The 25386-nt window shown below is 62.1% G+C and carries 23 protein-coding genes; 14 read left to right on the forward strand and 9 right to left on the reverse strand.

The window, feature by feature from the left end; translation table 11 throughout:
- Nucleotides 1–9: 9 nt before the first annotated feature.
- The 3 genes from PFLQ2_RS05035 to mrcB are packed head-to-tail and all read right to left on the reverse strand — an operon-like array spanning nucleotide 10 to nucleotide 3399.
- Nucleotides 10–345 (reverse strand): YqcC family protein, encoded by a 336-nt coding sequence (locus tag PFLQ2_RS05035; RefSeq protein ID WP_003185467.1) that lies wholly within the window; start codon nucleotides 343–345, stop codon nucleotides 10–12.
- On the reverse strand, nucleotides 345–1064 hold the full coding sequence (locus PFLQ2_RS05030) for a hypothetical protein (RefSeq protein ID WP_003185469.1): 720 nt from the start codon (nucleotides 1062–1064) through the stop codon (nucleotides 345–347). The genes PFLQ2_RS05035 and PFLQ2_RS05030 overlap by 1 nt, the downstream gene beginning before the upstream one ends.
- Before the next feature lie 16 nt (nucleotides 1065–1080).
- Nucleotides 1081–3399 (reverse strand): penicillin-binding protein 1B, encoded by a 2319-nt coding sequence (gene mrcB, locus PFLQ2_RS05025; protein WP_003185471.1) that lies wholly within the window; start codon nucleotides 3397–3399, stop codon nucleotides 1081–1083.
- Nucleotides 3400–3527: 128 nt separating this feature from the next.
- On the opposite strand from mrcB, the gene PFLQ2_RS05020 reads away from it, so the two are divergent.
- The 3 genes from PFLQ2_RS05020 to PFLQ2_RS05010 all read left to right on the forward strand — a co-directional run bounded on the left by PFLQ2_RS05020 (nucleotide 3528) and on the right by PFLQ2_RS05010 (nucleotide 6014).
- On the forward strand, nucleotides 3528–5084 hold the full coding sequence (locus PFLQ2_RS05020) for an AAA family ATPase (RefSeq protein ID WP_003185473.1): 1557 nt from the start codon (nucleotides 3528–3530) through the stop codon (nucleotides 5082–5084).
- A gap of 92 nt (nucleotides 5085–5176) precedes the next feature.
- Nucleotides 5177–5518: a pentapeptide repeat-containing protein gene (locus PFLQ2_RS05015; RefSeq protein WP_003185475.1), complete on the forward strand. Its 342-nt coding sequence runs from the start codon at nucleotides 5177–5179 to the stop codon at nucleotides 5516–5518.
- A 223-nt stretch (nucleotides 5519–5741) separates the two neighbouring features.
- Nucleotides 5742–6014: a TfoX/Sxy family protein gene (locus PFLQ2_RS05010; RefSeq protein ID WP_003185477.1), complete on the forward strand. Its 273-nt coding sequence runs from the start codon at nucleotides 5742–5744 to the stop codon at nucleotides 6012–6014.
- A gap of 221 nt (nucleotides 6015–6235) precedes the next feature.
- Here PFLQ2_RS05010 and PFLQ2_RS05005 read toward each other — a convergent pair whose 3' ends face one another.
- Genes PFLQ2_RS05005 through PFLQ2_RS04990 form a run of 4 tightly spaced genes read right to left on the reverse strand, consistent with a single transcriptional unit; the run spans nucleotide 6236 to nucleotide 9785 of the window.
- A complete protein-coding gene (locus PFLQ2_RS05005) occupies nucleotides 6236–7084 on the reverse strand; it encodes a ChaN family lipoprotein (protein WP_003185479.1) in 849 nt (282 codons plus the stop codon).
- Between the two features lie 21 nt (nucleotides 7085–7105).
- A complete protein-coding gene (locus PFLQ2_RS05000; RefSeq protein WP_003185482.1) occupies nucleotides 7106–7873 on the reverse strand; it encodes a heme ABC transporter ATP-binding protein in 768 nt (255 codons plus the stop codon).
- Nucleotides 7873–8856: a FecCD family ABC transporter permease gene (locus PFLQ2_RS04995; RefSeq protein WP_192814270.1), complete on the reverse strand. Its 984-nt coding sequence runs from the start codon at nucleotides 8854–8856 to the stop codon at nucleotides 7873–7875. The genes PFLQ2_RS05000 and PFLQ2_RS04995 overlap by 1 nt, the downstream gene beginning before the upstream one ends.
- 50 nt (nucleotides 8857–8906) lie before the next feature.
- Complete coding sequence (locus PFLQ2_RS04990) at nucleotides 8907–9785, reverse strand: heme/hemin ABC transporter substrate-binding protein (protein WP_003185486.1); 879 nt, start codon at nucleotides 9783–9785, stop codon at nucleotides 8907–8909.
- A 171-nt stretch (nucleotides 9786–9956) separates the two neighbouring features.
- On the opposite strand from PFLQ2_RS04990, the gene PFLQ2_RS04985 reads away from it, so the two are divergent.
- Entirely contained in the window at nucleotides 9957–10274 is a 318-nt protein-coding gene (locus PFLQ2_RS04985) for a Rieske (2Fe-2S) protein (protein ID WP_003185488.1), read from the forward strand.
- On the opposite strand, the gene sfsA is transcribed toward PFLQ2_RS04985, so the two are convergent.
- Together sfsA and PFLQ2_RS04975 are read right to left on the reverse strand one after the other, a co-directional pair.
- On the reverse strand, nucleotides 10230–10985 hold the full coding sequence (gene sfsA / locus PFLQ2_RS04980) for a DNA/RNA nuclease SfsA (RefSeq protein WP_003185490.1): 756 nt from the start codon (nucleotides 10983–10985) through the stop codon (nucleotides 10230–10232). The genes PFLQ2_RS04985 and sfsA overlap by 45 nt on opposite strands.
- Complete coding sequence (locus tag PFLQ2_RS04975; protein ID WP_003185492.1) at nucleotides 10985–12157, reverse strand: pyridoxal phosphate-dependent aminotransferase; 1173 nt, start codon at nucleotides 12155–12157, stop codon at nucleotides 10985–10987. Before PFLQ2_RS04975 ends, sfsA begins: the two co-directional genes overlap by 1 nt.
- Before the next feature lie 338 nt (nucleotides 12158–12495).
- Here PFLQ2_RS04975 and dksA point away from each other — a divergent pair, with 338 nt between their 5' ends.
- The 10 genes from dksA to pgi all read left to right on the forward strand — a co-directional run bounded on the left by dksA (nucleotide 12496) and on the right by pgi (nucleotide 25327).
- Nucleotides 12496–12939 (forward strand): RNA polymerase-binding protein DksA, encoded by a 444-nt coding sequence (dksA, locus tag PFLQ2_RS04970; RefSeq protein ID WP_003185494.1) that lies wholly within the window; start codon nucleotides 12496–12498, stop codon nucleotides 12937–12939.
- A 231-nt stretch (nucleotides 12940–13170) separates the two neighbouring features.
- The gene (gluQRS, locus tag PFLQ2_RS04965; RefSeq protein WP_003185496.1) at nucleotides 13171–14061 is read left to right on the forward strand and encodes a tRNA glutamyl-Q(34) synthetase GluQRS; all 891 of its coding nucleotides are present in this window, start codon (nucleotides 13171–13173) and stop codon (nucleotides 14059–14061) included.
- A 77-nt stretch (nucleotides 14062–14138) separates the two neighbouring features.
- A complete protein-coding gene (locus tag PFLQ2_RS04960; protein WP_003176118.1) occupies nucleotides 14139–14315 on the forward strand; it encodes a hypothetical protein in 177 nt (58 codons plus the stop codon).
- The gene (locus PFLQ2_RS04955; protein WP_003185498.1) at nucleotides 14299–17253 is read left to right on the forward strand and encodes a sensor histidine kinase; all 2955 of its coding nucleotides are present in this window, start codon (nucleotides 14299–14301) and stop codon (nucleotides 17251–17253) included. Before PFLQ2_RS04960 ends, PFLQ2_RS04955 begins: the two co-directional genes overlap by 17 nt.
- A gap of 22 nt (nucleotides 17254–17275) precedes the next feature.
- Nucleotides 17276–18709 (forward strand): sigma-54-dependent transcriptional regulator, encoded by a 1434-nt coding sequence (locus tag PFLQ2_RS04950; RefSeq protein WP_003185500.1) that lies wholly within the window; start codon nucleotides 17276–17278, stop codon nucleotides 18707–18709.
- Between the two features lie 736 nt (nucleotides 18710–19445).
- The gene (locus tag PFLQ2_RS04945; protein WP_003185502.1) at nucleotides 19446–20843 is read left to right on the forward strand and encodes a polynucleotide adenylyltransferase PcnB; all 1398 of its coding nucleotides are present in this window, start codon (nucleotides 19446–19448) and stop codon (nucleotides 20841–20843) included.
- A gap of 4 nt (nucleotides 20844–20847) precedes the next feature.
- Nucleotides 20848–21333, forward strand: coding sequence for a 2-amino-4-hydroxy-6-hydroxymethyldihydropteridine diphosphokinase (gene folK, locus PFLQ2_RS04940; RefSeq protein WP_003185504.1), 486 nt, complete (start codon nucleotides 20848–20850; stop codon nucleotides 21331–21333).
- A gap of 327 nt (nucleotides 21334–21660) precedes the next feature.
- Complete coding sequence (panB, locus tag PFLQ2_RS04935; protein WP_003185506.1) at nucleotides 21661–22461, forward strand: 3-methyl-2-oxobutanoate hydroxymethyltransferase; 801 nt, start codon at nucleotides 21661–21663, stop codon at nucleotides 22459–22461.
- On the forward strand, nucleotides 22458–23318 hold the full coding sequence (panC, locus tag PFLQ2_RS04930) for a pantoate--beta-alanine ligase (RefSeq protein WP_003185508.1): 861 nt from the start codon (nucleotides 22458–22460) through the stop codon (nucleotides 23316–23318). The genes panB and panC overlap by 4 nt, the downstream gene beginning before the upstream one ends.
- A 344-nt stretch (nucleotides 23319–23662) precedes the next feature.
- Nucleotides 23663–25327: a glucose-6-phosphate isomerase gene (gene pgi / locus PFLQ2_RS04925; RefSeq protein WP_003185510.1), complete on the forward strand. Its 1665-nt coding sequence runs from the start codon at nucleotides 23663–23665 to the stop codon at nucleotides 25325–25327.
- Nucleotides 25328–25386 lie beyond the last annotated feature (59 nt).

The raw sequence follows: 25386 nt of genomic DNA on the forward strand, positions 1-25386 counted from the left end.
AGTGGCAGTTCAGCGGGAGGCGGTGATCAGCAGGTCAAACTCTTTGAGCAGAACCTGCAATTGCCGATCCCTGCCCTGCACATCGCGGGCAGCAAAGACCATTTCGGCCATTTCCTGAATCCCGGACGCGTTCGGCAAGGGTAGATCCTGCTCGAGGATGGCTTTCATCCGTGGCAGAAAAATCCACTGCAACCACTGTTCGAAGTCCAGGGTGTCGACCGCGAACGGTTCGACACTGGCCAGCGCTTCGGGTGACGGCGAAACATCGCTCCACCAACCCTGCACCCGCAATTCCCGCTCAATAAGCAGCAATTGGTCGGCGATGCGCGGAAAACGCGTATCCATCAGAGCGAGACCTTGGCTTTCTGGCGCGCCAGTGCCGCGCCGGCGGAATCACCTTGTTTCTCACGGGCCTGGGCAATCAACTCCCACAGGCTGGCCTGGAGTGCCGGACGACCGCTGGTGAAGGTCAGGCCACGCCGGGCAAGCTGTTCGGCTTGCGGGGCATCGCCCTGGGCCATGCGCACCTGCGCCAGGCGGTAAAGCACCTGGGGTTCGCGAGGAGCGACGCGCTGGGCCCGCTCCAGGCTCGAAGACGCTCCGTTGAGGTCACCACCGGCTTGCTGCTGCTGCGCAGTGGTCAGCAGGGCGAGTACCGGGCCGTCCAGTTGCTCATCGGCGGACAAGCCGCCCGAACCGGCCGACGGGATGCTGCCGGATGTCGAAGGCATGCTGTAGCTGCCCTGGTCGATTGGCGAAGTTTCGATCGGCCCCGGCGTGATGGGACCGGGCGTGATCGGCGTGCTGCTGATCGGTGCCGAAGTCGCTGCACCACCGCCGGGCACCATCACGACGACACCGGAGTCGCCCTGCGGGATTGCCTGGGTCTGGCCTTGTGCCGGGCGCTTCACCGTCGTCTGGCGGAAACCGCCATTGGCCGAGATCCGCTCGCTGTTGGAAACAGCGGTGCCGGAGTCAACGACCGGAATCGAACCGCGCTGTACGGTAGAGCAACCACTGAGCAAAGCTACGGCCGTTACCGCTGGAATCAACCACTTGTTCACTTGAAACCCTCTTTGCTTAATTCATCCAGTCCTTGACCCAATCCATCACCGATTCGGCGGGATTCTGAGTACCGCAGCCTGCGCCGGGCGGTGGCTCGCTGCCGCGAATATACGGCATCTGCACCGCCCCCGGGCAATTGGCATCGGAGCCCTGTCCAGTACGCGAATCGACCCAGGCCTGGACGATGTTGTCCGGTTGCGGCATGTCCAGCGGCAACGGATCGGCCTTGCGCATGAAACTGGTCCAGACCTGCAACGCGCCAGTCGCACCGGTGAATGGAGTCTTGCCGTTGTCGTCACGGCCAAGCCAGACCACCGCCAGCAGATCCTGGCTGAAACCGGCGAACCAACTGTCACGCGAATCGTTGCTGGTACCGGTCTTGCCGGCCAGGGTCAGGGTCCGCGGCAGCACGTTATAGACCGAGCTGCCGGTGCCTTCACGCATGACTCGCTGCATGGCGTTCTGGATCAGATAAATGGAAGCCGGATCGAAACGCTGCTGGATCTGGAACGGGTAACGCTTGAGCGGCTCGCCATCGGCGGTCAGCACACTACGGATCCCGCGCATCGGCGTATTGAAACCGCCGTTGGCCAGCGTCTGGTACATCGCCGCGACTTCGATTGGCGTAAGGCCACCGGCACCGAGCAGCATCGACGGGAACGCCGGCAACTCGCGGCTGACACCCAGGCGCGCCACCGTCTTGAGTACGTTTGGCACCCCGACTTCCAGTCCGAGGCGAGCGGTCGACAGGTTGTAGGAATGCGCCAGCCCCTGATAAAGGAATACCGTACCGTGGGAACGGCGGTCATAGTTTTGCGGTTTCCAGACCTGGCCATCCGCGCCCTTGACCGAGAACGTCTCGTCCGACAGCCAGCTTGTAAGGGTGTACTGGCTCGGTTTTTCCAGGGCGGTGAGGTACACCGCCGGCTTGATCAGCGAGCCGATCGGGCGTACCGCATCCAGGGCCCGGTTGAAACCGGCAAAGCTGGCCTGGCGACTGCCGATCATGGCCTGGACTTCACCGGTTTCCGGATTGGTCACCACCATGGCGGCTTCGACGTCCTCGGCGCCTTTGCGCCCGCCCAGCCGCTTGAAGGTATCTTCGACCGAGGCTTCGGCCTTCATCTGCAGGATCGGGTCGAAACTGGTGAAGATGCGCAAGCCTTCTTCGGTCAAGTCTTCGTCGCGATAGTCTTCTCGCAACTGACGCTTGACCAGGTCCATGAAGCCAGGGAAAGAGCTGTCCGCCAGGCTGCCGCGCTTGGTCACGCCCAGCGGCATCTTTTTCGCCGCCTCGACTTGCTCGGCCGTCGCGACCCCTTGTTGTTGAAGCAGGTCCAGTACCAAGTTGCGCCGTTCGAGGGCGCGCTCTGGATTGCGACGCGGGTTATAAGAAGACGGTCCCTTGACCATGCCCACCAGCAAGGCCACTTGGTGCAGCTTGAGCTCGGACAACGGTTGGCTGAAGAAGAACTGGCTGGCCAGGCCGAAACCGTGCACCGCCCGCTGACCGTCCTGGCCAATGAAGACCTCGTTGAGGTACGCCTCGAGGATTTCCCGCTTGTCGTAGTGCAGCTCCAGCAACAGCGCCATCATGGCTTCGGTGAGCTTGCGCGTAAGACTGCGCTCGTTGGTCAGGTAGAAGTTCTTGACCAGTTGTTGCGTCAGGGTACTACCGCCCTGGCGCATATGGCCCGAGGAGGTGTTGACCCAGACCGCCCGGGCAATCGACTTGGGCGAGACGCCGAAGTGATGGTAGAAGTCGCGGTCTTCGACGGCGATCAGGGTATCGAGCAGGTACGGCGGAACCTGGTCGATCTTGATCAGGATCCGGTCTTCGAGGTTCTTGGGGTACAGGCCACCGATCAACAGCGGCTCGAGGCGCACCACCGACAGGCTCGCGTTGTTGGCGCCGGTCAATGCCGCCACGTAGTCGCCGGAAAAACGCACCCGCACGGCCTGCGCCTGCTCCATGCCTTCATAAAACTGGAAGCCACGGGTATTGAGGTCAACGGTATTGCCGTTGACCGAGGCCGCACCCGGGCCGTTGGCCACGCTTTCGCGGCGATAGCCCAAGGCATCGAGTTCAGTCAGGAAGTCGTCCCGGCTCAGCTTTTGTCCGACGAACAGCTCCAACGGCCGAGCATAGACCTTGGCCGGAATGGTCCAGCGCTTGCCGGAGAACTTTTCCTGGACCACGGCATCGAGATAGACCGCAAAACCGGCGAGCACGACAAGGCCAACCAGGCTGAGTTTAAGGGCCCAGCCCAGCCAGGGCCGGAGGCGGCTGGCGGGTGGTTTCTTGGGGGTACGGGGGGATCGGGTACGAGTCATGGCGGCGGATTATACGCACTTTGCTGCGGTTCAACATGAGCCCTGCTACACGGGCCATCCGGTTTGCGTTAGCGCGGCTTGCCGCCATAATGACGGCCTCGAATTTCCCAGACTCTGAAGGATCGCCCGTGAGCCAGTCCCTGATCGCCGCCCTGCAAAACCCGGCCCTTTACCCACATCCCGTCGAAGGGTTCCAGGTCATCGAAACGCACATTTCCTGGGTATTGCTCACCGGGCCCTACGCCTACAAATTGAAAAAACCGATGAATTTCGGCTTCCTCGACTTCACCACCCTCCAGGCACGCGAGCACTTTTGTGGCGAAGAGTTGCGCCTGAACCAGCGCCTGACCCAGGATCTGTACCTGGAAGTGCTGCCGATCACCGGCAGCGCCGAAGCGCCCCTGCTGGGTGGCGACGGCCCGGCCATCGAATACGCCCTCAAGATGCGCCAATTCCCGCAGAGCCAACTGCTCAGCACCCTGCAGGCCAACGGTGAGCTGACCACCGCACACGTCGACGAGATGGCCGCGCAGATCGCCCAGTTCCATCTTTCCACGCCAAAAGTACCCGCCGAAAATGACGCAGGCACTCCGACCAGCGTAATGGCGCCGGTGCTGCAGAACTTCGAACAGATCCGCCCGTTCCTCAGCGACAAGGCTGACCTGTTGCAACTCGAAGCGCTGCAAGCCTGGGCCGAAAGCAGCTTCGAACGCCTCCAGCCACTGTTCGCTCAACGCAAGGCCGAAGGCTTCATCCGCGAATGCCACGGCGACATCCACCTGGGCAACGCCACCGTGATCGACGGCAAGGTGGTGATTTTCGACTGCATCGAGTTCAACGAACCGTTCCGCTTCACCGACGTCTACGCCGACACTGCATTCCTGGCGATGGACCTCGAGGACCGTGGCCTCAAGTCGCTGGCCCGACGTTTTGTCAGCCAATACCTGGAGCTGACCGGTGACTATCAGGGCCTGCAATTGCTGAATTTCTACAAAGCCTACCGTGCGCTCGTCCGGGCCAAGGTCGCGCTGTTCAGCATGCCGGCCGAAGCCGATCCGGTGCAGCGCGCCACGACCCTGCGCCAATACCGCAACTACGCCAACCTGGCCGAAAGCTACAGCACCATACCGTCGCGATTCCTGGCCATCACCCATGGTGTTTCGGCCGTAGGGAAAAGCCACGTCGCGATGCGCCTGGTAGAAGCGTTGGGCGCGATTCGCCTGCGGTCGGACGTCGAGCGCAAGCGCCTGTTCGGTGAGCAACAGGTGCCTAACGATCCACAAGCCGGCATTTATAGCAGCGACGCCAGCAACACCACCTATGCCCGCCTGCACGAAATTGCCGACGTGATCCTGCGCGCGGGGTTCCCGGTCGTGATCGATGCCACGTACCTCAAGCGCGACCAACGCGACGCAGCGGCGAAGATCGCCGAAGCCACGGGCGCTCCGTTCCTGATCCTCGATTGCAACGCGCCCCAAGCCGTGATCGAGACCTGGCTGGCCCAGCGCCAAGCGGACCGGAACGATCCGTCCGATGCCAACTTGGCCATCATCGCAGCGCAGCAGGCCAGCCGCGAAACCCTTACGCCGACGGAAATCCTGTGCAGCAAAAGGGTCCAAACCAATGAGAGCGGCACGCTCGATATCGTGGTCGCGCAAATTCGCCAACGGCTGCCAGGCCTGTAGATAACTATTTAGGCCGTGGAGCGATGCACCGGCTTCACGGCCGCCAGGTAGTGGCACTATACTGGCGCCATAAAACCAACAGGTGATATGAAATGAGCCTTCCCAAGCTTCTCAACACCCCGCTTTATGCCTTGCTGCGCAAAGACGATATCGCCGGCTTCAACAAGGAACGCCTTCAAGGCCCGATCGACATGCGCGGCGGCGATTTCCGTGGCCTTGACCTGCGCGAGCTGAACGCCGACGACGTCGATTTCAGTGACGCCTACTTCCGCTCCGCCGATCTGCGCGGCATCGATTTTCGCAAGTCCTCATTGGAAGGCGCGAGCCTGGCCCATGCGCAGATCTCCGGCGCCTACTTTCCTGCCGAGCTGTCCGCCGACGAAATCCTCATGTCGATGAACTTCGGCACGCGACTGCGCTACCGCACCCGCTGACACTCGCCGCGCAGGCAACGACCTGCTGGCCGCGCCCGAACAGATCTCCAGCGCCCCCGCCCGCGCTGGATGATGGACCTTGCCGACTATCTTCGCCTCATCGTGCGTAATGCCTTAGAAGCTTTTGCGCCGAATCCCGCCAAACAATCACGCTTTTCCTACTGAACGCTACACTGCTCAGAAGCTTGCCCACTGCACCAGTCGGCCGTCGCAAGGAGGCTCGATGAATGATGAACTGCAACACCTGAAAAACCTGGGCAAGACCTCAGCCCAATGGTTGCATGCCGTGGGCATCCACAGCGCCTCGGACTTGCGCCGGCTTGGCGCGGTGGACGCCTATCGCGCCGTGCGTACTCGCGGCTTCCGGGCCTCCAAGGTATTGCTGTACGCGATTGAAGGCGCGTTGATGGACGTGCACTGGAACGATATTCCCCCCGAACGCAAAGAAGCCCTGAACCAACAGCTGGACGCTATTTCGGCGCGTCACAAGGCCTGAGGGCATTTCCTGCACGACGCCCAGCGCCGCCGCGAAATATTCGACTCATCGCAAAAACAATGTTTGACATGGTAATGAGAATCGCTATGATTAACACATCCGGTCGCGAGACTGGTCGATATTTGAACAGCCCTTGGTTCGGACTCTCAGATATCTCCTCATCAGGCTAATCACGGTTATTTGACCCGGCTCTTGCCGGGTCTTTTTTTGCTTGCTGTAAATCATGTCCCGGTCTGTTCACGCATTTGCGCGCAATAATCCTGCGGCGGCCTGGCTGGCGTGTACCAGACGTAATCCGCCATCGCCGAGGTCACCTCGCTGCCCTCTTCGGCCAGCAACAGGACCATCGGCACTTCGTCGGCTGCCAGATCCGATATATGCAGCGGCACACCGACATCCTTGCGGCCATGCCAGGCGCCGACCAACAACAACGCAGGCGTTGGCGCCTGCAATAGACGCTCGGCCATGCGCCGATCCCGCTGTTGCTGCACGGCCAGCATCGCTGGCATCTGGGATTCGGGTAACAGACCGCAGTGGGACTCACGGATCTGCCCCAACAGCAGCTCCTGCATGTTGGCTGCAGTGGAGTGGCTACCCGTCAGGGTCGGCGGTTGCCGATAGAAACGCTGGATCTCGGCAACGTCCAGATTGGCGGCCAGCACCGGGTAGCCTTGGGCCAAGGCAAACTTGACGACAGGTCCATACAAGCGCCAGTCCCAGCCCGGCGACCAGCCCAGGGCACCGGCCAGGTCGTCCGGCAGCACAGGGGACCGGCGGACCGCGTCGACCCGGGCCTGTTGGGAGGGCGTCAGCATTTCCAGCAGCAAGCTACCCTGGGGCCGCTGCCCGGCGAGCGCTCGCAGCAACCAGGCCTGCAGCACATGATGATCCGGATTGTCGTGTTGCTCGCCTATCACGGTCCGAGGCGCCTTCGCCAAGCGCTCGACCAACGCCTGGGGCGTCATCGCCTGGCCACTGTGCATGCCACGAATTCGTCCGGCCAACGGAGGCGGCGCAACGCTCTGACAGGCCGTCAGCACACTCAATGCCAGGATCAGGATCAGGCGCACGTCTACATCCTCACGAAACCCTCAGCGGGCAATGATCAATGGATGCCCGCGCTCCGGATGGTCTTGCACCAGCACGTCGAGGCCAAACACCGCCTTGAGCGGCTCCGGGCGCAGCACGTGCCGAGGCGTGTCCAGGGCCACCGGCCGACCGGATGCGAGCAGCAACAGGCGATCACAGTAACGCGCCGCCAGGTTCAGGTCATGCAGGATGACCAGCACCGCAGCGCCACGATCCGCAAACTCGCGCACCGCCTGCAAAATAGTGTGTTGATGCAGCGGATCGAGCATCGACGTCGGCTCGTCCAACAGCAAGGTCTGCCCCGCCTCACCCGGCCACAACTGCGCCAGCACCCGGGCAAGGTGCACCCGCTGGCGTTCACCGCCGGACAACGCCAAGTAGCTGCGCCCGTGCAGATGCGCCGCATCGGCGGCTTGCAGCGCGGCAGCGACGATTTGCTCGTCGCGCACACGGCCACTGTGGTGAGGCAGGCGGCCCATGCCGACGACCTCCTCGACACGGAAGGCAAAATCCAGCGTCGACGATTGTGGCAAGACCGCCAGGCGACGGGCGCGCTCGGCAGCGTCCCATTGCGCCAGTGGTCGGTCATCGAGCCAGACCTGTCCCTGGGCCGCGGGCATTTGCCCGCACAGGCCCCCCAGCAGAGTACTTTTACCGGCACCGTTGGGACCGAGCACCCCGAGCACTTCGCCGGGACTGAGCGCCAGATCGATGTCCGCCAACACGGTTTTCCGGCCCCGGTGGATGTGCAGGTTCTGCGCTCGCAACATCAGGTGCGTCCTCGCAGCAACAAGTAGAGGAAGAACGGCGCGCCGATGAAGGCCGTGACGATGCCAATCGGCAATTCCGCCGGAGCCAGCGCGAGGCGTGCCACCAGGTCAGCGAACAGCAACAGGCTAGCCCCCGCCAGCACGGAGGCCGGCAGCAACACGCGATGATCGGGACCGGCCATCAGTCGCACCAGATGCGGCACCACCAACCCGACGAAACCGATCATGCCGGCCGCCGCCACCGCCGCCCCAACGCCCAAGGCTGTGCAGAACACCAATTCACGCTTGAGCCGTTCGACGTCAATGCCCAGGTGGGCGGCCTCGGACTCACCCAGCAACAGCGCGTTGAGCGCCCGGGCCCGACGCGGCAACCACAGCGCCACGCCGGCGCTGACCAGCAACAGCGGCCACAACCGCGCATAGCTGGCACCGTTGAGACTGCCAAGATTCCAGAACGTCAGGGTGCGCAGGGTCGCGTCATCCGCCAGGTAGGTGAACAGGCCCACTGCCGAACCGGACAGTGCAGTCAGGGCGATACCGGCCAGGAGCATGGTCGCGACGTGGGTCTGGCCATTACGTCGACCGAGACGGTAGACCAGCGCCGTGACCCCAAGACCACCGAGAAACGCACATAACGACAATACATAGGGACCGACCGCGTCGGGCAGACCGCCCAGTGCCGAACCGCCCACGATCGCAAACGCCGCGCCCAGTGCCGCGCCGCTGGACACGCCCACCAGCCCCGGGTCTGCCAACGGGTTGCGAAACAGCCCCTGCATTGCCACGCCGGACAGCGCCAACACCCCGCCCACCGCCAAGCCCAGCAAGGTGCGTGGCAAACGGATCTGGCCAACGATCAGGTCGGCTTGCTCCAGACCATCGGCGGCCACCGGCAAGCCCAACAGGCGCAACGCGGCGCACAGGGTGTCCAGCAGCGGCAAGCTCACCGGCCCCAGCGCCAGGGACAGCCACGTCGCCAGCAGACACAGCAGGCCCAGGCCGATGAACAAGGTGCGCGGTTTGACCAATGAGGTCATGGCGCCATGGCCAACGCGGCCGGATAGAAGCCTGCCGTCAGTTTCACCAGGCTCTGCGGTAACCGCGGCCCCAGTCCGCCTACCAGCAGCGTCGGGTCCAGTTCAATGACCCGCCCGTCCTTGGCGGCGCGGGTCGAGGACAGGATCGGGTTTTCCTTGAACAACGCCGCGCGCGCTTGCTCACCGCTCAGGGCACGGTCGGCAAAGACCAATACTTGGGGATCCAGGCCGGCCAACGCTTCGACGGAAAAGGGCTTATAGCCGCTATGGGTCGCCAGGTTGCGGCCACCGGCCTGCTGCAACAGCCAATCGGCGGAAGTGCCCTTGCCAGCGACCAGTGGCTTGCCGCCGGAACTGCCCACCAGCAGCAATACGCCTGGAGCCTCCTGTTTGCGCTGGGCCTCGGTCACCCGGACGTTTTGCTGGGCGAGTTGTTTTTGGTAACTGTCAAACATCTGCTGCGCCTCCGCCTCGGCCCCCAGCAGTTGACCCAAGTGATGCAAATTGCCTTGCAGGGTCGGCAGGTCCGGCGTGGCCGAGAACAGTTCGACCTGAACACCGGCGCTGCGAATCTGCGCCAGCACGGGTGGCGGCCCCATTTCCTCGGTGCCCACCAGGATCTGCGGACGCAGGCTCAACACGCCTTCTGCGGATAATTGTCGCTGATAACCGACGCTGGGCAGGGTGCGCAAGGATTCGGGATGCTGGCTCGTGGTGTCCACGCCGACCAGTTTCGACTCGCCCCCCAATGCACTGATCCACTCCGACAAGGCGCCACCGGCGCTGACCCAACGCTGCGGCAAGTCGGCCGCGGTGGCCCCCTGACAGACCAACAGTGCGACACAGAGCGCAACAACGCGGATGTTCAAGCGCATCAGCCAGCTTCCTCAAAGAAGTTTTTCGCCGGATCGGCCAGGGCAAAGTATCCTCAGCCACCTGCGAAGGAAGCGCCATTTGATAATTGTTTTCATTTGACCGTCAAGCAGGGATCTATTGCCACATGAATCCCTGAAGGGCTTCATTCAGACCGCTATATAGAGACACACATGAAGTTTCTTTGTACCACCGCCGAACTGCCCGACAACGCCAGTCGCGGTTTCGAACTCGATGGCCGCAAGGTGCTGGCCGTGCGGCGTGCCGGCCAGGTGTATGTCTATCTCAACCGCTGCCCGCACCGTGGTGTGCCGCTGGAATGGCAACCCGATCAGTTTCTCGATGCCAGCGCGAGCCTGATCCAATGCGCCACTCACGGCGCGCTGTTTCTGATCGAGAGCGGTGAATGCGTGGCCGGCCCCTGCGCCGGTCAGTTCCTGGGCGCGCTAGACAGCCGGGAGGACAAGCAAGGCATCTGGGTCGATCTGTAGCGGTTCGAGCAGTACTGGCAACGCACGGTCCACCCACATCTGCTCGGGCGTCAGCGTAACTCCATAGGCCAGCACCTCGACCCCTGCCGTCACCGCATCACGCAGGGCAGCGGCGTACACCGGGTCGATTTCCTGCGCCGGTCGCACGGCTTCGATACCACTCAGGTTCACGCAATACAGCTGCACCGCCCGCACGCCCTCCCGGGCCAGACAGGCGAGCTCGCGCAGATGCTTGGCCCCCCGTACGGTCACCGCATCGGGAAATGCCGCCACATTCGTGCCATCGAAACCCAATGTGACGCTTTTGACTTCAACCCAGGCCGAGCGGTTTTCATAGTCCAGCCTGAAATCGATACGGCTGTTCTCCTGTCCATAAGCCACTTCGCGCTTGAGTCCGGTAAACCCGTTCAACTCGCTGATGACCCCGGCGCGCAGGGCTTCTTCGACCAAGGCGTTGGCCCGCGCCGTATTGATGCAGGCTAGCCGTCCCTGTGGGGTCTCGCCGATTTCCCACGTACCGGGCAGCTTGCGCTTGGGGTCGCTGGAACGACTGAACCAGACACGCGCGCCCGGCGCCATGCAATTGAGCATCGAGCCGGTGTTCGGACAGTGAATAGTCAGCAGTTCGCCATGAACGGTCTCGATATCGGCGAGAAAACGCTTGTAACGGCGAATCAGGCGACCTTCTTCCAACGCAGGGGAAAAAAACATCAGCCTTGCCAGCTCCGCAGCCCACGTGCGATTCGCTCTACCGCTTCCTGAAGCCGCGGCAGGCTCTGCGTATAGGCAAAACGCACATGGTGGCCGGCCTGATGGCGGCCGAAATCCAAGCCTGGGGTAAAGGCCACGTGCTCGGTTTCGAGGAAGTGCTGGCAGAACCCGAAGGCATCGCCGCCGAACGCGCTGATATCGGCATACAGGTAAAACGCCCCTTCCGGCTCCACCGCAATGCCGAAGCCCAACTCACGCAGGGCCGGCAGGAGGAAGTCGCGACGCAGCGCGAACTCGGCCCGACGCTGTTCGAAGATTTCGATGGTGGCCGGTTCGAAACAGGCCAGGGCCGCATACTGGGCCATGCTTGGCGCGCTGATGTAGAGGTTCTGCGCGAGCTTTTCCAGCTCGCTCACAGCGGCCGAAGGCGCCACCAACCAGCCAAGCCGCCAGCCGGTCATGCCGAAATACTTGGAAAAACTGTTCAAGACAAAAGCATCGTCGTCGACCTCCAGCACGCTGGCGGCGTCGGTGCCGTAGGTCAGGCCGTGATAGATCTCGTCGACCACCAAATGGCCGTTGTGCCCCTTGATCGCCTTCGACAACCCCGCCAGCTCGTCGCGGGAGAGGATCGTACCGGTAGGGTTGGCCGGCGAGGCGACCACCGCGCCGACGCTGTCCTGGTCCCAATAACGGTTCACCAGGTCCGGCGTCAGTTGGTAACGCACGTCCGGGCCCACCGGCACCAATTGCGCGGCGCCCTCCACCAGCCGCAAGAAATGGCGATTGCACGGGTAACCGGGGTCGGCCAGCAGCCAATGCTTGCCCGGGTCCACCAGCAAGGCGCTGGTCAGCAGCAACGCGCCGGACCCACCCGGGGTCACCAGGATGCGCCGGGGGTCGATGTCCACCCCGTAGCGCTGCTGGTAGAAACCGGCGATGGCTTCACGCAGCTCGGGAATGCCACGGGCCGCGGTGTAACGGGTCTTGCCCGCCGCCAGTGCCGCCTGGCCGGCCTGGATGATCGGCTCGGCGGTGGTGAAATCCGGCTCGCCGATTTCCAGATGGATGACGTCGTGCCCAGCGGCCTGCAATTCATTGGCACGGGCCAGTAGCGCCATCACATGGAAAGGTTCGATGGCGCGACTGCGCGCACTGTATGGCTGAGCCATTAGCCTTCCTTCAGGTAAAAAAGAACCGATTCTACCCAACTCGAGACACGTACGGGAACGAGCGAGAACCTGAAGCGGTCTGAGCCCGTGGATCGCTGGAAATGTCTTCGGCGATCGGCCCAGGCTTGACTAGAATCAAGCATTGAGCAGGATTGACTCTGCACCGGACCGAACCCGACCACGCCTTACAAAGCCCCGGTGGCCGCAGGCTCGACAACCGGGAGTAGCGCGGCCCGATTTGATCTGGTAAGTTCGCCCGCTTGCAGCCGCAGGGCCGGCAGGTGTCGGTGATGGAGCAATCCTGCGTAGTGGATTACAAGAGTAGAGGCGGTCCATTCATGCCCACCCAAGCAAAGCAGAATCAAAATCAGACGCTCAGCGGGTTTGAGCCTTACGTCCCGCAAGCCGGCGAAGAGTACATGGGCGCCCCCATGCGCGCGCACTTCACCAAGATCCTGAACAAGTGGAAACAGGACTTGATGCAGGAAGTCGACCGCACCGTGGATCACATGAAAGACGAAGCGGCCAACTTCCCTGACCCGGCCGACCGTGCCAGCCAGGAAGAAGAGTTCAGCCTCGAACTGCGCGCCCGTGATCGTGAGCGCAAGCTGATCAAGAAAATCGACAAGACCCTGCAACTGATCGAAGACGAAGAATACGGCTGGTGCGAGTCCTGCGGCATCGAGATCGGTATTCGTCGCCTGGAAGCCCGACCGACCGCCGACCTGTGCATCGATTGCAAGACCCTGGCGGAAATCAAGGAAAAACAGGTCGGCAAGTAATTGCACGGGCTGTAACCGAAAACGGAGCGTTCGCACGCTCCGTTTTTTTATTGCTGAAGCTTTCCCAGATCCGACGAAACCCTGTGGGAGAGGGCTTGCTCGCGAAGACGATAGATCATTCAGCTATATCGAAACTGACACACCGCCTTCGCGAGCAAGCCCGCTCCCACAAGGGACATCGTGATCGCAAGGCATGTGTTCCTGCCTGACCAGACCCAGTAACATTCGCCTATGACTGCCACCACCGCCTACATTGGCCGCTTCGCCCCCACCCCGAGCGGCCACCTGCACTTCGGCTCGCTGGTCGCCGCCCTGGCCTCGTACCTCGATGCCCGCGCCGTGGGTGGGCGCTGGTTGTTGCGCATGGAAGACCTCGACCCGCCCCGGGAAGAACCGGGCGCACAAGCGGCGATCCTGAAGGCACTGGAAAGCTACGGGTTCGAATGGGACGGCGAGATGGTTCGCCAGAGCGACCGGCACGAAGCCTACGATCTGGTCATCCAGCGCTTGTTCAGCCAAGGCCTGGCCTACGCCTGCACCTGTTCGCGCAAACAATTGGAGCAACATCAGGGCGTTTATCCGGGACTGTGCCGCAACGCCGGCCACGGCACCGAAAACGCTGCTATCCGTGTGCGCGTCCCTGAGCTTGAGTATCACTTCACCGACCGGGTCCAGGGCGAGTTCCGCCAGCACCTGGGCCGCGAGGTCGGGGATTTCGTCATTCGCCGGCGCGACGGGCTCTACGCCTATCAATTGGCCGTGGTGCTGGACGACGCCTGGCAAGGCGTGACCGATATCGTGCGCGGCGCCGACCTGCTGGATTCCACGCCGCGCCAGTTGTACCTGCAAGAGTTGCTCGGACTGCCACAGCCACGCTATTTGCACGTGCCGCTGATCACCCAGCCGGACGGACACAAGCTCGGAAAATCCTATCGCTCGCCACCCTTGGCAGCCAATCAGGCCACGCCGCTGCTGTTGCGGGCACTGCGCGCGCTGGGCCAGCCGGCGGGCGCCGAACTGGCCGATGCCAGCCCTCGGGAACTGCTGGCCTGGGGCATTCGCCACTGGGACGCAGGCCGGATCCCGCGCACACTGAGCATCCCCGAAGCGCAAATACGTTGACGGCCCTTGCAGCTTGGCGCCCATCCGTTACCATCGCCGCACGTTTTCGGGCACGCACATAAAGAGGAGAGGCTGGGATGTACATCTATCGCTTGGTCCTGCTCCTGGTAGTGGGGATCTATCTGTTCTCCCCGGCCATCATGGACTGGTGGATCGACGCCACGGGTGCCTGGTATCGGCCGTATCTACTCTGGCTGATCCTGATTGTCGTGACCTTCATCCTGCAGAGCCAAAAAGATGCCGATGAGCTTTAGCCTGACCCAGATGATCCTGATCAGCGCCGCCTACCTTGCGGTGCTGTTCAGCGTGGCCTGGATCAGCGAACGGGGCATGATCCCCCGGGCGATCATCCGCCACCCACTGACCTACACTCTGTCGCTGGGCGTCTATGCCAGCGCCTGGGCGTTTTATGGCACGGTGGGGCTGGCCTACCAGTATGGCTATGGTTTCTTGTCCAGCTACCTCGGTGTGTCGGGGGCATTCCTGCTGGCGCCGGTGTTGCTCTACCCGATCCTGAAAATCACCCGCACCTACCAGTTGTCCTCCCTGGCCGACCTGTTCGCCTTTCGGTTTCGCAGCACCTGGGCCGGCGCACTGACGACGATTTTCATGCTGGTTGGCGTTCTGCCGCTGCTGGCCCTGCAAATCCAGGCCGTGGCCGACTCCATCAGCATCCTGACGCGCGAACCGGTGCAACATCGGGTTGCCCTGAGTTTCTGCGCGCTGATCATCCTGTTCACGATTTTCTTCGGCTCCCGGCATATCGCCACGCGGGAAAAACATGAAGGCCTGGTGTTCGCTATCGCTTTCGAATCGGTGATCAAACTGATCGCCATCGGCGGCGTCGGCCTCTATGCCTTGTACGGCGTGTTCGATGGCCCGCAACAACTGGAAGTGTGGCTGCTGCAGAACCAGACCGCCCTCGCCGCCTTGCATACCCCTTTGCAGGAAGGCCCGTGGCGGACGTTGCTGCTGGTGTTCTTTGCATCGGCGATCGTCATGCCACACATGTACCACATGACGTTTACCGAAAACCTCAACCCGCGCTCGCTGGTGAGCGCCAGTTGGGGCCTGCCGTTGTTCCTGCTGCTGATGAGCCTGGCGGTGCCGCTGATCCTGTGGGCTGGCTTGAAGCTGGGGGCCAGTACCAATCCGGAATATTTCACCCTCGGCATCGGCATCGCCGCCAACAACAAGGCCTTGGCGTTGCTGGCGTACGTTGGCGGCCTGTCGGCGGCCAGCGGCCTGATTATCGTCACCACCCTGGCGCTGTCGGGGATGGCCCTCAACCACCTGGTGCTGCCGCTTTATCAGCCACCGGCTGAAGGCAACATCTACCGCTGGCTGAAATGGACGCGTCGGGCGTTAATTGTCGCAATCATCATGGCCGGCTACGGTTTCTACCTGATGCTCGGTGATGGCCAGGACCTGGCCAACCTGGGCATCGTCGCGTTCGTCGCCACGTTGCAGTTCCTGCCGGGCGTGCTGTCGGTCCTCTATTGGCCGACCGCCAACCGCCGCGGCTTCATCGCCGGGTTGCTGGCCGGGATCCTCGTGTGGCTGGTCGCGATGTTGTTGCCCCTGCTGGGCAACCTGCAGGGCTTCTATATTCCGCTGTTGAACATGATCTACGTGCTCGACGACACCAGTTGGCACATGGCAGCCATCGCCTCCCTGGCGGCGAACGTGCTGATGTTCACCCTGATTTCACTGTTCACCAACGCCAGCAGCGAAGAGGCCAGCGCCGCCGAAGCCTGCGCGGTGGACAACGTCCGCCGGCCGCAGCGCCGCGAGCTGCACGCCGCCTCCCCCCAGGAATTCGCCACGCAACTGGCCAAGCCCCTGGGCGCCAAGGCAGCGCAGAAGGAAGTTGAACAGGCCCTGCGCGACCTCTACCTGCCGTTCGATGAACGCCGCCCGTACGCCTTGCGCCGCCTGCGGGACCGGATCGAAGCCAACCTCTCCGGCCTGATGGGCCCGAGCGTGGCCCAGGACATGGTCGAGACGTTCCTGCCGTACAAGGCCGGCGGCGAAAACTATGTCACCGAAGACATCCATTTCATCGAAAGCCGCCTCGAGGACTACCACTCGCGCCTCACCGGCCTGGCAGCCGAGCTGGACGCCCTGCGTCGTTACCATCGCCAGACCCTGCAGGAACTGCCGATGGGCGTGTGCTCCCTGGCCAAGGACCAGGAAATCCTCATGTGGAACAAGGCCATGGAAGAACTCACCGGGATCGCCGCCCAGCGCGTGGTCGGCTCACGCCTGAGCACCCTGGGCGAGCCCTGGAAAGGCTTGCTCCAAGGCTTCATCGATCTGCCGGACGAACACTTGCACAAACAGCACCTGGCGCTGGACGGCCAGACCCGCTGGCTGAACCTGCACAAGGCCGCCATCGACGAGCCGCTCGCACCGGGTAACAGCGGCCTGGTGCTGCTGGTGGAAGACCTGACCGACACGCAGATGCTCGAAGACAAACTGGTCCATTCCGAGCGACTGGCCAGCATTGGCCGACTGGCCGCCGGGGTGGCTCACGAGATCGGCAACCCGATCACTGGTATTGCGTGCCTGGCGCAGAACCTGCGCGAAGAGCGCGAGGACGACAGCGAGCTGACGGAAATCAGCGGCCAGATCCTGGAGCAGACCAAGCGTGTGTCGCGCATCGTCCAGTCGCTGATGAGCTTCGCCCATGCCGGCGGTCACCAGCACAATGACGAGCCCGTCTGCCTGGCGGAAGTGGCCCAGGATGCCATTGGCCTGCTGGCCCTCAACCGGCGCAACTTCGAAGTGCAATTGTTCAACCTGTGCGATCCGGACCACTGGGTCGACGGCGATCCCCAGCGGCTCGCCCAGGTATTGATCAACCTGCTGTCCAACGCGCGCGACGCCTCACCGGCCGGCAGCGCGGTGCGGGTCAAGAGCGAAGCTTTCGAACACACGGTCGACCTGATCGTCGAGGACGAAGGCAGCGGTATCCCACAGAACATCATGGACCGATTGTTCGAACCCTTCTTCACCACCAAGGATCCTGGCGAGGGCACCGGTCTGGGCCTCGCACTGGTCTATTCCATCGTTGAAGAGCATTATGGACAAATCACCATCGACAGCCCGGCTGATGTACAGAGCCAACGCGGTACCCGTATCCGGGTGACCTTGCCGCGTCATGTCGAAGCGACGTCCGCTGTGAACTGAGACCGTCGAGAGAATCGAATCAATGCCGCACATTTTGATCGTCGAAGACGAAACAATTATCCGCTCCGCCTTGCGCCGCCTGCTGGAACGCAACCAGTACCAGGTCAGCGAAGCCGGTTCAGTGCAGGAAGCACAAGAGCGTTTCAGCATCCCGACATTTGACCTGATCGTCAGCGACCTGCGCCTGCCTGGCGCTCCCGGCACCGAGCTGATCAAGCTCGGCCAGGGCACGCCGGTGCTGATCATGACCAGCTATGCCAGCCTGCGCTCGGCAGTGGACTCCATGAAAATGGGCGCGGTGGACTACATCGCCAAACCGTTCGATCACGACGAGATGCTCCAGGCCGTGGCCCGCATCCTGCGCGACCGACAAGCGGCGACCAGCAGCCCGTCGGAGCCGGTCGGCAAGGCCAGCACTTCCGCCAAAGCCGGTGCCAGCAACAGTAACGGCGAAATCGGCATCATTGGTTCCTGCCCGCCCATGCAGGACCTGTACAGCAAGATCCGCAAAGTCGCACCGACCGATTCCAACGTCCTGATCCAGGGCGAGTCCGGTACCGGCAAGGAGCTGGTGGCTCGCGCCCTGCATAACCTGTCGCGCCGGGCCAAGGCGCCGATGATCTCGGTGAACTGCGCGGCGATTCCGGAAAGCCTGATCGAATCCGAACTGTTCGGCCACGAGAAAGGCGCGTTCACCGGTGCCAGTGCCGGGCGTGCCGGCCTGGTAGAAGCTGCCGATGGTGGCACGCTGTTCCTCGATGAAATCGGCGAACTGCCCCTCGAAGCCCAGGCGCGCTTGCTGCGGGTGCTTCAGGAGGGCGAAATCCGCCGAGTCGGGTCGGTGCAATCGCAGAAGGTCGATGTACGCCTGATCGCGGCCACTCACCGGGACCTCAAGAGCCTGGCGAAAATCGGCCAGTTCCGCGAAGACTTGTACTACCGCCTGCACGTGATTGCCTTGAAACTGCCGGCCCTGCGCGAGCGTGGCGCGGACGTCAATGAAATCGCCCAGGCTTTCCTTGCCCGGCAGAGCGCGCGGGTCAACCGCACCGATCTGAAGTTCGCCCCGGACGCCGAGCAGGCCATTCGTCATTACGCCTGGCCGGGTAACGTCCGAGAACTGGAAAATGCCGTCGAGCGTGCGGTGATCCTCTGTGAGAGCCCGGAAATTTCCGCTGATCTGCTGGGCATCGACATCGAACTGAGCGACCTGGACGATGAAGAGTTCATCGGTTTGGCCCCGCAACAGGGCGGCGCTGCCAGCAATACCAGCCATGAGCCCACCGAGGACCTGTCCTTGGAGGATTACTTCCAGCATTTCGTCCTGGAACACCAGGACCACATGACCGAGACCGAACTGGCCCGCAAGCTGGGTGTCAGCCGCAAGTGCCTGTGGGAACGTCGCCAACGCCTGGGAATCCCACGGCGCAAGACTGGGGTAGCCAGCGAAAGCTGAGTGGGGCAGGCTTGCCCCACAGAGGGCAGGCTTGATATCGAGGAATGTGAAAAAACTGTTACCTCAGTTTTTTCACGTAACAGAAGCCGGGGTTTACGGTAACGAAACCCCGGCTTTTTTTCGCCCCGAAAAAATGGGTATAAGCATAGAACCCCCGTTTTTCCTGGGCTTTGCAAAAGTTGGCACGCACCCTGCTATAGCTTTGGTACAAGAACAATAACAAGCAATGCAAAAGACAATAAAAATAAGACGAATCGACTCACGCACAATAAAAACAAGACGGCGAGAGGCGCAGCTAACTGATTCTTTTGGAGAGGCGTTGTATTTGGGGCTTGCCCCACAACCAGGCCGAGAACAATAAAACTGTCTTGAGACAGGTGCCTGAACTGGTTGGATCGATTGATCACTGCAACACAGCGACCAAAGCAATCCGTTTGCTCTTGGCTCCCGATTGGGAGGGTCACGAAGGGAAACCTCGTGACGCGGGCACTCAACAAAAACAAGAAGCCCGAAACCAATAATAAAAATAGAGCACGTAACTAATTCTGGGGGAGCTTCGGCTCCCCTTGTGGTTTCTGTCGTTCAGCCTTCTCCGCAGCCTACAAGGCTTGTCGCTTGAGCTTGCAGCTCAAAACGCCTGCGTCCTACACCATCCCTCGACTAAATGCTAGAATCCCGGCCCATCGTGCGGTCACTCTTCGTTTTTGGCCGAATATTCCTTCAAACAGTGCATCCCATGCTGAAGAAGCTGTTCCAGTCATTCCGTTCTCCCTTGCGTCGTACGCAACACATTCGCAGCACGCCTGAAGTGCTCAACAGCGGCCAGCATTCCCTGCAAAAGGCCCAGTTCAGCCGTTATGCGGTGAACATCGTCGAACGCCTGCAGAGCGCCGGCTACCAGGCTTACCTGGTCGGCGGTTGCGTGCGCGACATGCTGCTCAACATCACGCCCAAGGATTTCGACGTCGCCACCAGCGCCACGCCGGAACAGATACGGGCCGAATTTCGCAACGCACGGATCATCGGCCGGCGCTTCAAGCTGGTCCACATCCACTTCGGTCGCGAAATCATTGAAGTGGCGACATTCCGCGCCAATCACCCGCAAAACGATGAGGAAGAAGACAGCAACCAGTCTTCTCGCAACGAGAGCGGGCGCATCCTGCGCGACAACGTCTACGGCACCCTGGAAGAAGACGCGCAACGCCGTGACTTCACCATCAACGCCCTCTATTACGATCCGGTCAGCGAGCGCATTCTCGATTACGCCAACGGTGTTCACGACATCCGCAATCGGCTGATCCGCCTGATCGGCGATCCCAAGCAGCGGTACCAGGAAGACCCTGTGCGGATGCTGCGGGCCGTGCGTTTCGCCGCCAAGCTGGACTTCGGCATCGAAAAACACAGCGCCACGCCGATTCGCGAGTTGGCGCCGATGCTGCGCGAAATCCCTTCGGCGCGGTTGTTCGAGGAAGTGCTCAAGCTGTTCCTTTCAGGCAACGCAGCGGACACCTTCGAAATGCTGGTGGACCTGCAACTGTTCGATCCGCTGTTTCCAGCCAGCGCCGAAGCCTTGGAACACAACCCGACCTACACCCACACGCTGATCAGCGAAGCGCTGGCCAACACCGACCTGCGCATCAAGCAGAACAAGCCGGTGACCCCAGCGTTCCTGTTTGCCGCCCTGCTCTGGCCTGCCCTGCCCGCCCGCGTGCTGCGCCTGCAAGACCGCGGCATGCCGCCGATCCCGGCGATGCAGGAAGCAGCCCATGAGCTGATCGCCGAACAGTGCCAGCGTATCGCGATTCCAAAACGCTTCACGATGCCGATCCGAGAGATCTGGGACATGCAGGAACGCCTGCCACGGCGTAGCGGCAAACGTGCCGACCTGCTGTTGGACAATCCGCGTTTCCGCGCCGGCTACGACTTCCTGTTGCTGCGCGAAAGCGCCGGCGAACAGACCGATGGCCTGGGCGAATGGTGGACTGATTACCAGGACGCCAACGAGAGCGAGCGCCGCGACATGATTCGTGACCTCAGCGGCAAGGAAGACGGCGCCAGTGGCCCGCGCAAACGTCGTCGCAGCAGCGGCGCCAAGCGTAAACGCGCCGGTGTGCCGAGCGATTCGGGCGAATAGTCGATTGGAACGCATCTACATCGGCATGGGCAGCAACCTGGCCGAACCCGCCGGACAATTGCGCAGCGCCCTCCAGGCCCTGGCGCAATTACCGGGCACCCGGCTTGCCGGGGTCTCGGCGTTTTATCAAAGCGACTCCCTGCTGCCCGGCCAACCGCGCTATACCAATGCGGTGGCTGCATTGGACAGCAGCCTGGCGCCGCTGGAGCTGCTCGATGCGCTGCAAGCCATCGAAACCGGCCAGGGTCGCGAGCGCCTGGAGCGCTGGGGCCCGCGCACCCTCGACCTGGACATCCTGCTGTTTGGCGACCGCCTGATCGACGAGCCCCGCCTCAAAGTCCCCCATTACCATATGCAGGCCCGGGCCTTCGTGTTGTATCCGCTTGCCGAGTTGGCCCCCGCCGACCTGCGCCTGGCCGATGGCCGCCTGCTCAAGGACCTGCTTGCAGCGTGCCCGTTTATCGGCCTGGAACGCCTGCACTCCCACTGACGAAAACCATTCCTTGTGAGCGAGCTTGCTCGCGATAACGGTGTGCCCATCAACATCCATGCTGGCTGATCCGACGCTATCGCGAGCAAGCTCGCTCCAACAGGTGCCAGTACCGAACAGTCATTGCGGGACTGTCCTCCTGGCTGAAACGCATCAGTCACCGCGGTAACACCCGCCGGTAACACATCCAATTGACTTCCCGAGAGCTCCTCACGACTATAGGCGTCCCGTAGCCGCCAACGCGGCGTTTAAGGGCGCTATCCGGGCCTTACAAGCACCACGCATAGAGGGTGCGCCTGTATCGAGCGCCTAATGAGGACTTTTTTCATGCCAGCTATTACCCTGACCACGCTGCAAGGTCTCAAGCAAAAAGGTGAGAAAATCGCCATGCTGACCTGCTATGACGCAACCTTCGCCCACGCCTGCAACGAGGCCGGTATCGAAGTGCTGTTGGTGGGCGATTCCCTCGGCATGGTGTTGCAAGGTCACGACAGCACGCTGCCGGTGACCACCGCCGACATGGCCTATCACGTGGCCGCCGTTAAGCGCGGTAACACCGACGCGCTGATCCTCGCCGACCTGCCCTTCATGGCCTACGCCACCCTCGAACAAACCATGACCAACAGCGCCCAGTTGATGCAAGCCGGCGCGCACATGGTCAAGATCGAAGGTGCGTTGTGGCTGGCCGATTCGATTCGACTGCTGGCCGAGCGGGGCATTCCAGTGTGTGCGCACCTGGGCTTGACGCCACAAGCGGTGAACATCCTCGGTGGCTACAAGGTCCAGGGTCGCAATGAAAACCAGGCACGGCAGATGCGCGCCGATGCGATAGCGTTGGAGCAGGCCGGCGCGGCGATGCTGCTGCTCGAATGCGTGCCCAGCGAGCTGGCGGAAGAAATCACCCAGGCTGTGAAGATCCCGGTCATCGGGATTGGCGCCGGCAGCGCCACCGACGGCCAGGTGCTGGTACTGCACGACATGCTCGGGTTGTCGATCACTGGCCGTGTGCCCAAGTTCGTGAAGAATTTCATGGCCGGGCACACCACCATCCAGGCTGCCCTTGGCGCCTACGTGGCCGAAGTCAAGGCTGTGACCTTTCCCGGCGTCGAACACGGATTCAGCGCATGAACACCGTCAAAACCGTACGCGAACTGCGGGCCGCCGTGGCCCGAGCCCGCGGCGAAGGCAAGCGCATTGCCTTCGTGCCGACCATGGGCAACCTGCACAGCGGGCATGTGGCGCTGGTGACCAAGGCTGCACAACGAGCCGATTTCGTGGTGGCGAGCATTTTCGTCAACCCGCTGCAATTCGGTGCCGGCGAAGACCTGGACAAATATCCTCGCACCTTGGCGGCCGACCAGGAGAAACTGCTCCAGGCCGGCTGCCATCTGCTGTTCGCTCCCAACGTCGAAGAGATGTACCCCGACGGCATGGCCGGACAGACCCGGGTCAGCGTCCCGCAATTGTCCGAAGGCCTGTGCGGTGCCAGCCGTCCCGGGCACTTCGAAGGCGTCGCGACGGTGGTCAGCAAGCTGTTCAACATGGTCCAGCCCGACATCGCGGTGTTTGGCCAAAAGGATTTCCAGCAACTGGCAGTCATCCGCGCCTTGGTCCATGACCTGAACATGCCGATCCAGATCATTGGCGAGCCCACCGTGCGTGCCGAGGACGGCTTGGCGCTGTCGTCGCGCAACGGCTTCCTCAGCCCGGACCAACGCGCCGTCGCACCCGTGGTCTATCGCGGCCTGAGCCAGATTGCCGAAGCGATTCGCCAGGGGCAGCGGGATTTCCCGGCGTTGGTTGCCGAGCAGATCAAGCACCTGGAAGCCGCCGGCCTGCGTCCCGATTACCTTGAGATTCGCCAGGCCCGGACCTTGCGCCCGGCCACGAGCGAGGACCGCGACCTGGTGATACTGGCTGCGGCATTCCTGGGAACGACGCGCCTGATCGACAATCTGCACCTGGATCTCGATACCCCAGCCTGACCCCATCGATCCAGTGTGGGAGCAGGCTTGCTCGGGAAAGGGCCAGCCCGTTCAACATTAGTGGCGCAGACACACCGCATTCGCGAGCAAGCCCGCTCCCACATGAGCCCTTCAACCCGTCAGCTGTCATCACACCTCCGTCTGTCGGACCGCTCCCGCCCCTGCTGTATAAAAAAGTACCGGGGACGGGTCTGACAAAGTCAAGACAGATCGCCACGCGAGGTTTACTGTAGTCGCCCTGCGTCCGGCGATCGTGTCGATGCAGCGTCCGGACGCCCGTCTCGAGCCGCGCCGGAATATTTCGTGTACAAAAGGTCGTTCAAGTAAAAAGGAAACCCGCAGCGATGGCGTATTACCGAACCCCTCATGACGTGACCGCTCTGCCTGCCTGGCAAGCGCTGAATGACCACCGCAAAGCCATGCAGGATTTCAGCATGCGCGAAGCGTTCAATGCCGACCCGCAACGTTTCAGCCAATTCACTTTGTCGAGCTGCGGCCTGTTTCTCGACTACTCGAAAAACCTGATCAACGCCCAGACCCGCGACCTGCTGGTGGACCTGGCCAACGAAGTCGACCTCAAGGGCGCAATCAAGGCCCTGTTCGAAGGCGAGATCGTCAATTCCTCCGAAAAGCGCCCCGCCCTGCACACCGCACTGCGTCGCCCGGTTGGCGACAAGTTGCAGGTCAACGGCGTCAACGTGATGCCGGACGTGCACAAGGTGCTGAACCAGATCACTGATCTGGTCGGCCGCATCCACGACGGCCTTTGGCGTGGCTACACCGAGAAGCCGATCACCGACGTGGTGAACATCGGCATCGGTGGCTCCTTCCTCGGGCCGGAGCTGGTCTCCGAAGCACTGCTGTCCTATGCGCAGAAAGGCGTTCGCTGCCACTACCTGGCCAACATCGACGGCAGTGAATTCCACGAGCTGACCATGAAGCTGCGCGCCGAGACCACGCTGTTCATCGTCTCGTCGAAATCCTTCAACACCCTCGAAACCCTGAAGAATGCCCAGGCCGCGCGCGCCTGGTACCTGGCCCAGGGCGGCTCCGAAGCGGAGCTGTATCGCCATTTCATCGCGGTATCGAGCAACAATGCGGCCGCGGTGGCCTTTGGTATCCGCGAAGAAAACATCTTCCCGATGTGGGATTGGGTCGGCGGGCGCTACTCGCTGTGGTCGGCCATTGGCCTGCCGATTGCCCTGGCCATCGGCATGTCGAACTTCAAGGAACTGCTGTCCGGCGCCTATTCAATGGACCAGCACTTCCAGAGCGCACCGTTCGAACAGAACATGCCGGTGCTGTTGGCCCTGCTGGGCGTGTGGTACGGCAACTTCTGGGGCGCGCAAAGCCACGCGATCCTGCCGTATGACCATTACCTGCGTAACATCACCAAGCATTTGCAGCAGCTGGACATGGAATCCAACGGCAAAAGCGTCCGCCAGGACGGCACGCCGGTGTCCACCGACACGGGTCCGGTAATATGGGGCGGCGTCGGCGCCAACGGCCAGCACGCCTACCATCAGTTGCTGCACCAAGGCACCCAGTTGATCCCAGCTGATTTCATCGTGCCGATCGTCAGCTTCAACCCGGTCTCCGACCACCACCAGTGGCTGTACGCCAACTGCCTGTCCCAGAGCCAGGCGCTGATGCTGGGCAAGACCCGCGCCGAAGCCGAAGCCGAGCTGCGTGACAAGGGGGCGAGCGAAGAAGAGGTACAGAAACTGGCCGCCCACAAAGTGATCCCGGGCAACCGTCCGAGCAACACCTTGGTGGTCGAACGCATCAGCCCCCGTCGCCTCGGCGCCCTGGTGGCGCTGTATGAACACAAGGTGTTCGTGCAGAGCGTGGTGTGGGGCATCAATGCCTTTGACCAATGGGGCGTGGAGTTGGGCAAAGAGCTGGGCAAGGGCGTCTACAACCGCCTGGTGGGCAGCGAAGAAAGCCTGGCCGAAGACGCTTCGACCCAAGGCTTGATCAACTACTTCCGTGGGCGTCATCGCGGCTGATTGCATCTCGCTCCTGCGTACCCCTGTGGGAGCGAGATCGCTCGCGAAGGCGGCGTGTC

Source organism: Pseudomonas fluorescens Q2-87 (genome assembly GCF_000281895.1).
In the GTDB taxonomy this organism is placed as follows: Bacteria; Pseudomonadota; Gammaproteobacteria; order Pseudomonadales; family Pseudomonadaceae; genus Aquipseudomonas; species Aquipseudomonas fluorescens_S.

Excerpts from the sequence above, each read along its gene's own strand:
- mrcB (WP_003185471.1), bottom strand. The coding sequence starts at position 3,399 with ATGACTCGTACCCGATCCCCCCGTACCCCCAAGAAACCACCCGCCAGC.
- PFLQ2_RS04950 (WP_003185500.1), top strand. The coding sequence starts at position 17,276 with ATGCCGCACATTTTGATCGTCGAAGACGAAACAATTATCCGCTCCGCC.
- PFLQ2_RS04945 (WP_003185502.1), top strand. The coding sequence starts at position 19,446 with ATGCTGAAGAAGCTGTTCCAGTCATTCCGTTCTCCCTTGCGTCGTACG.
- sfsA (WP_003185490.1), bottom strand. The coding sequence starts at position 10,985 with ATGTTTTTTTCCCCTGCGTTGGAAGAAGGTCGCCTGATTCGCCGTTAC.
- PFLQ2_RS05010 (WP_003185477.1), top strand. The coding sequence starts at position 5,742 with ATGAATGATGAACTGCAACACCTGAAAAACCTGGGCAAGACCTCAGCC.
- PFLQ2_RS05015 (WP_003185475.1), top strand. The coding sequence starts at position 5,177 with ATGAGCCTTCCCAAGCTTCTCAACACCCCGCTTTATGCCTTGCTGCGC.
- panC (WP_003185508.1), top strand. The coding sequence starts at position 22,458 with ATGAACACCGTCAAAACCGTACGCGAACTGCGGGCCGCCGTGGCCCGA.
- PFLQ2_RS05035 (WP_003185467.1), bottom strand. The coding sequence starts at position 345 with ATGGATACGCGTTTTCCGCGCATCGCCGACCAATTGCTGCTTATTGAG.
- PFLQ2_RS04990 (WP_003185486.1), bottom strand. The coding sequence starts at position 9,785 with ATGCGCTTGAACATCCGCGTTGTTGCGCTCTGTGTCGCACTGTTGGTC.
- PFLQ2_RS04960 (WP_003176118.1), top strand. The coding sequence starts at position 14,139 with ATGTACATCTATCGCTTGGTCCTGCTCCTGGTAGTGGGGATCTATCTG.
- PFLQ2_RS04955 (WP_003185498.1), top strand. The coding sequence starts at position 14,299 with ATGCCGATGAGCTTTAGCCTGACCCAGATGATCCTGATCAGCGCCGCC.
- PFLQ2_RS04975 (WP_003185492.1), bottom strand. The coding sequence starts at position 12,157 with ATGGCTCAGCCATACAGTGCGCGCAGTCGCGCCATCGAACCTTTCCAT.
- PFLQ2_RS04985 (WP_003185488.1), top strand. The coding sequence starts at position 9,957 with ATGAAGTTTCTTTGTACCACCGCCGAACTGCCCGACAACGCCAGTCGC.
- gluQRS (WP_003185496.1), top strand. The coding sequence starts at position 13,171 with ATGACTGCCACCACCGCCTACATTGGCCGCTTCGCCCCCACCCCGAGC.
- panB (WP_003185506.1), top strand. The coding sequence starts at position 21,661 with ATGCCAGCTATTACCCTGACCACGCTGCAAGGTCTCAAGCAAAAAGGT.
- pgi (WP_003185510.1), top strand. The coding sequence starts at position 23,663 with ATGGCGTATTACCGAACCCCTCATGACGTGACCGCTCTGCCTGCCTGG.
- PFLQ2_RS05000 (WP_003185482.1), bottom strand. The coding sequence starts at position 7,873 with ATGTTGCGAGCGCAGAACCTGCACATCCACCGGGGCCGGAAAACCGTG.
- dksA (WP_003185494.1), top strand. The coding sequence starts at position 12,496 with ATGCCCACCCAAGCAAAGCAGAATCAAAATCAGACGCTCAGCGGGTTT.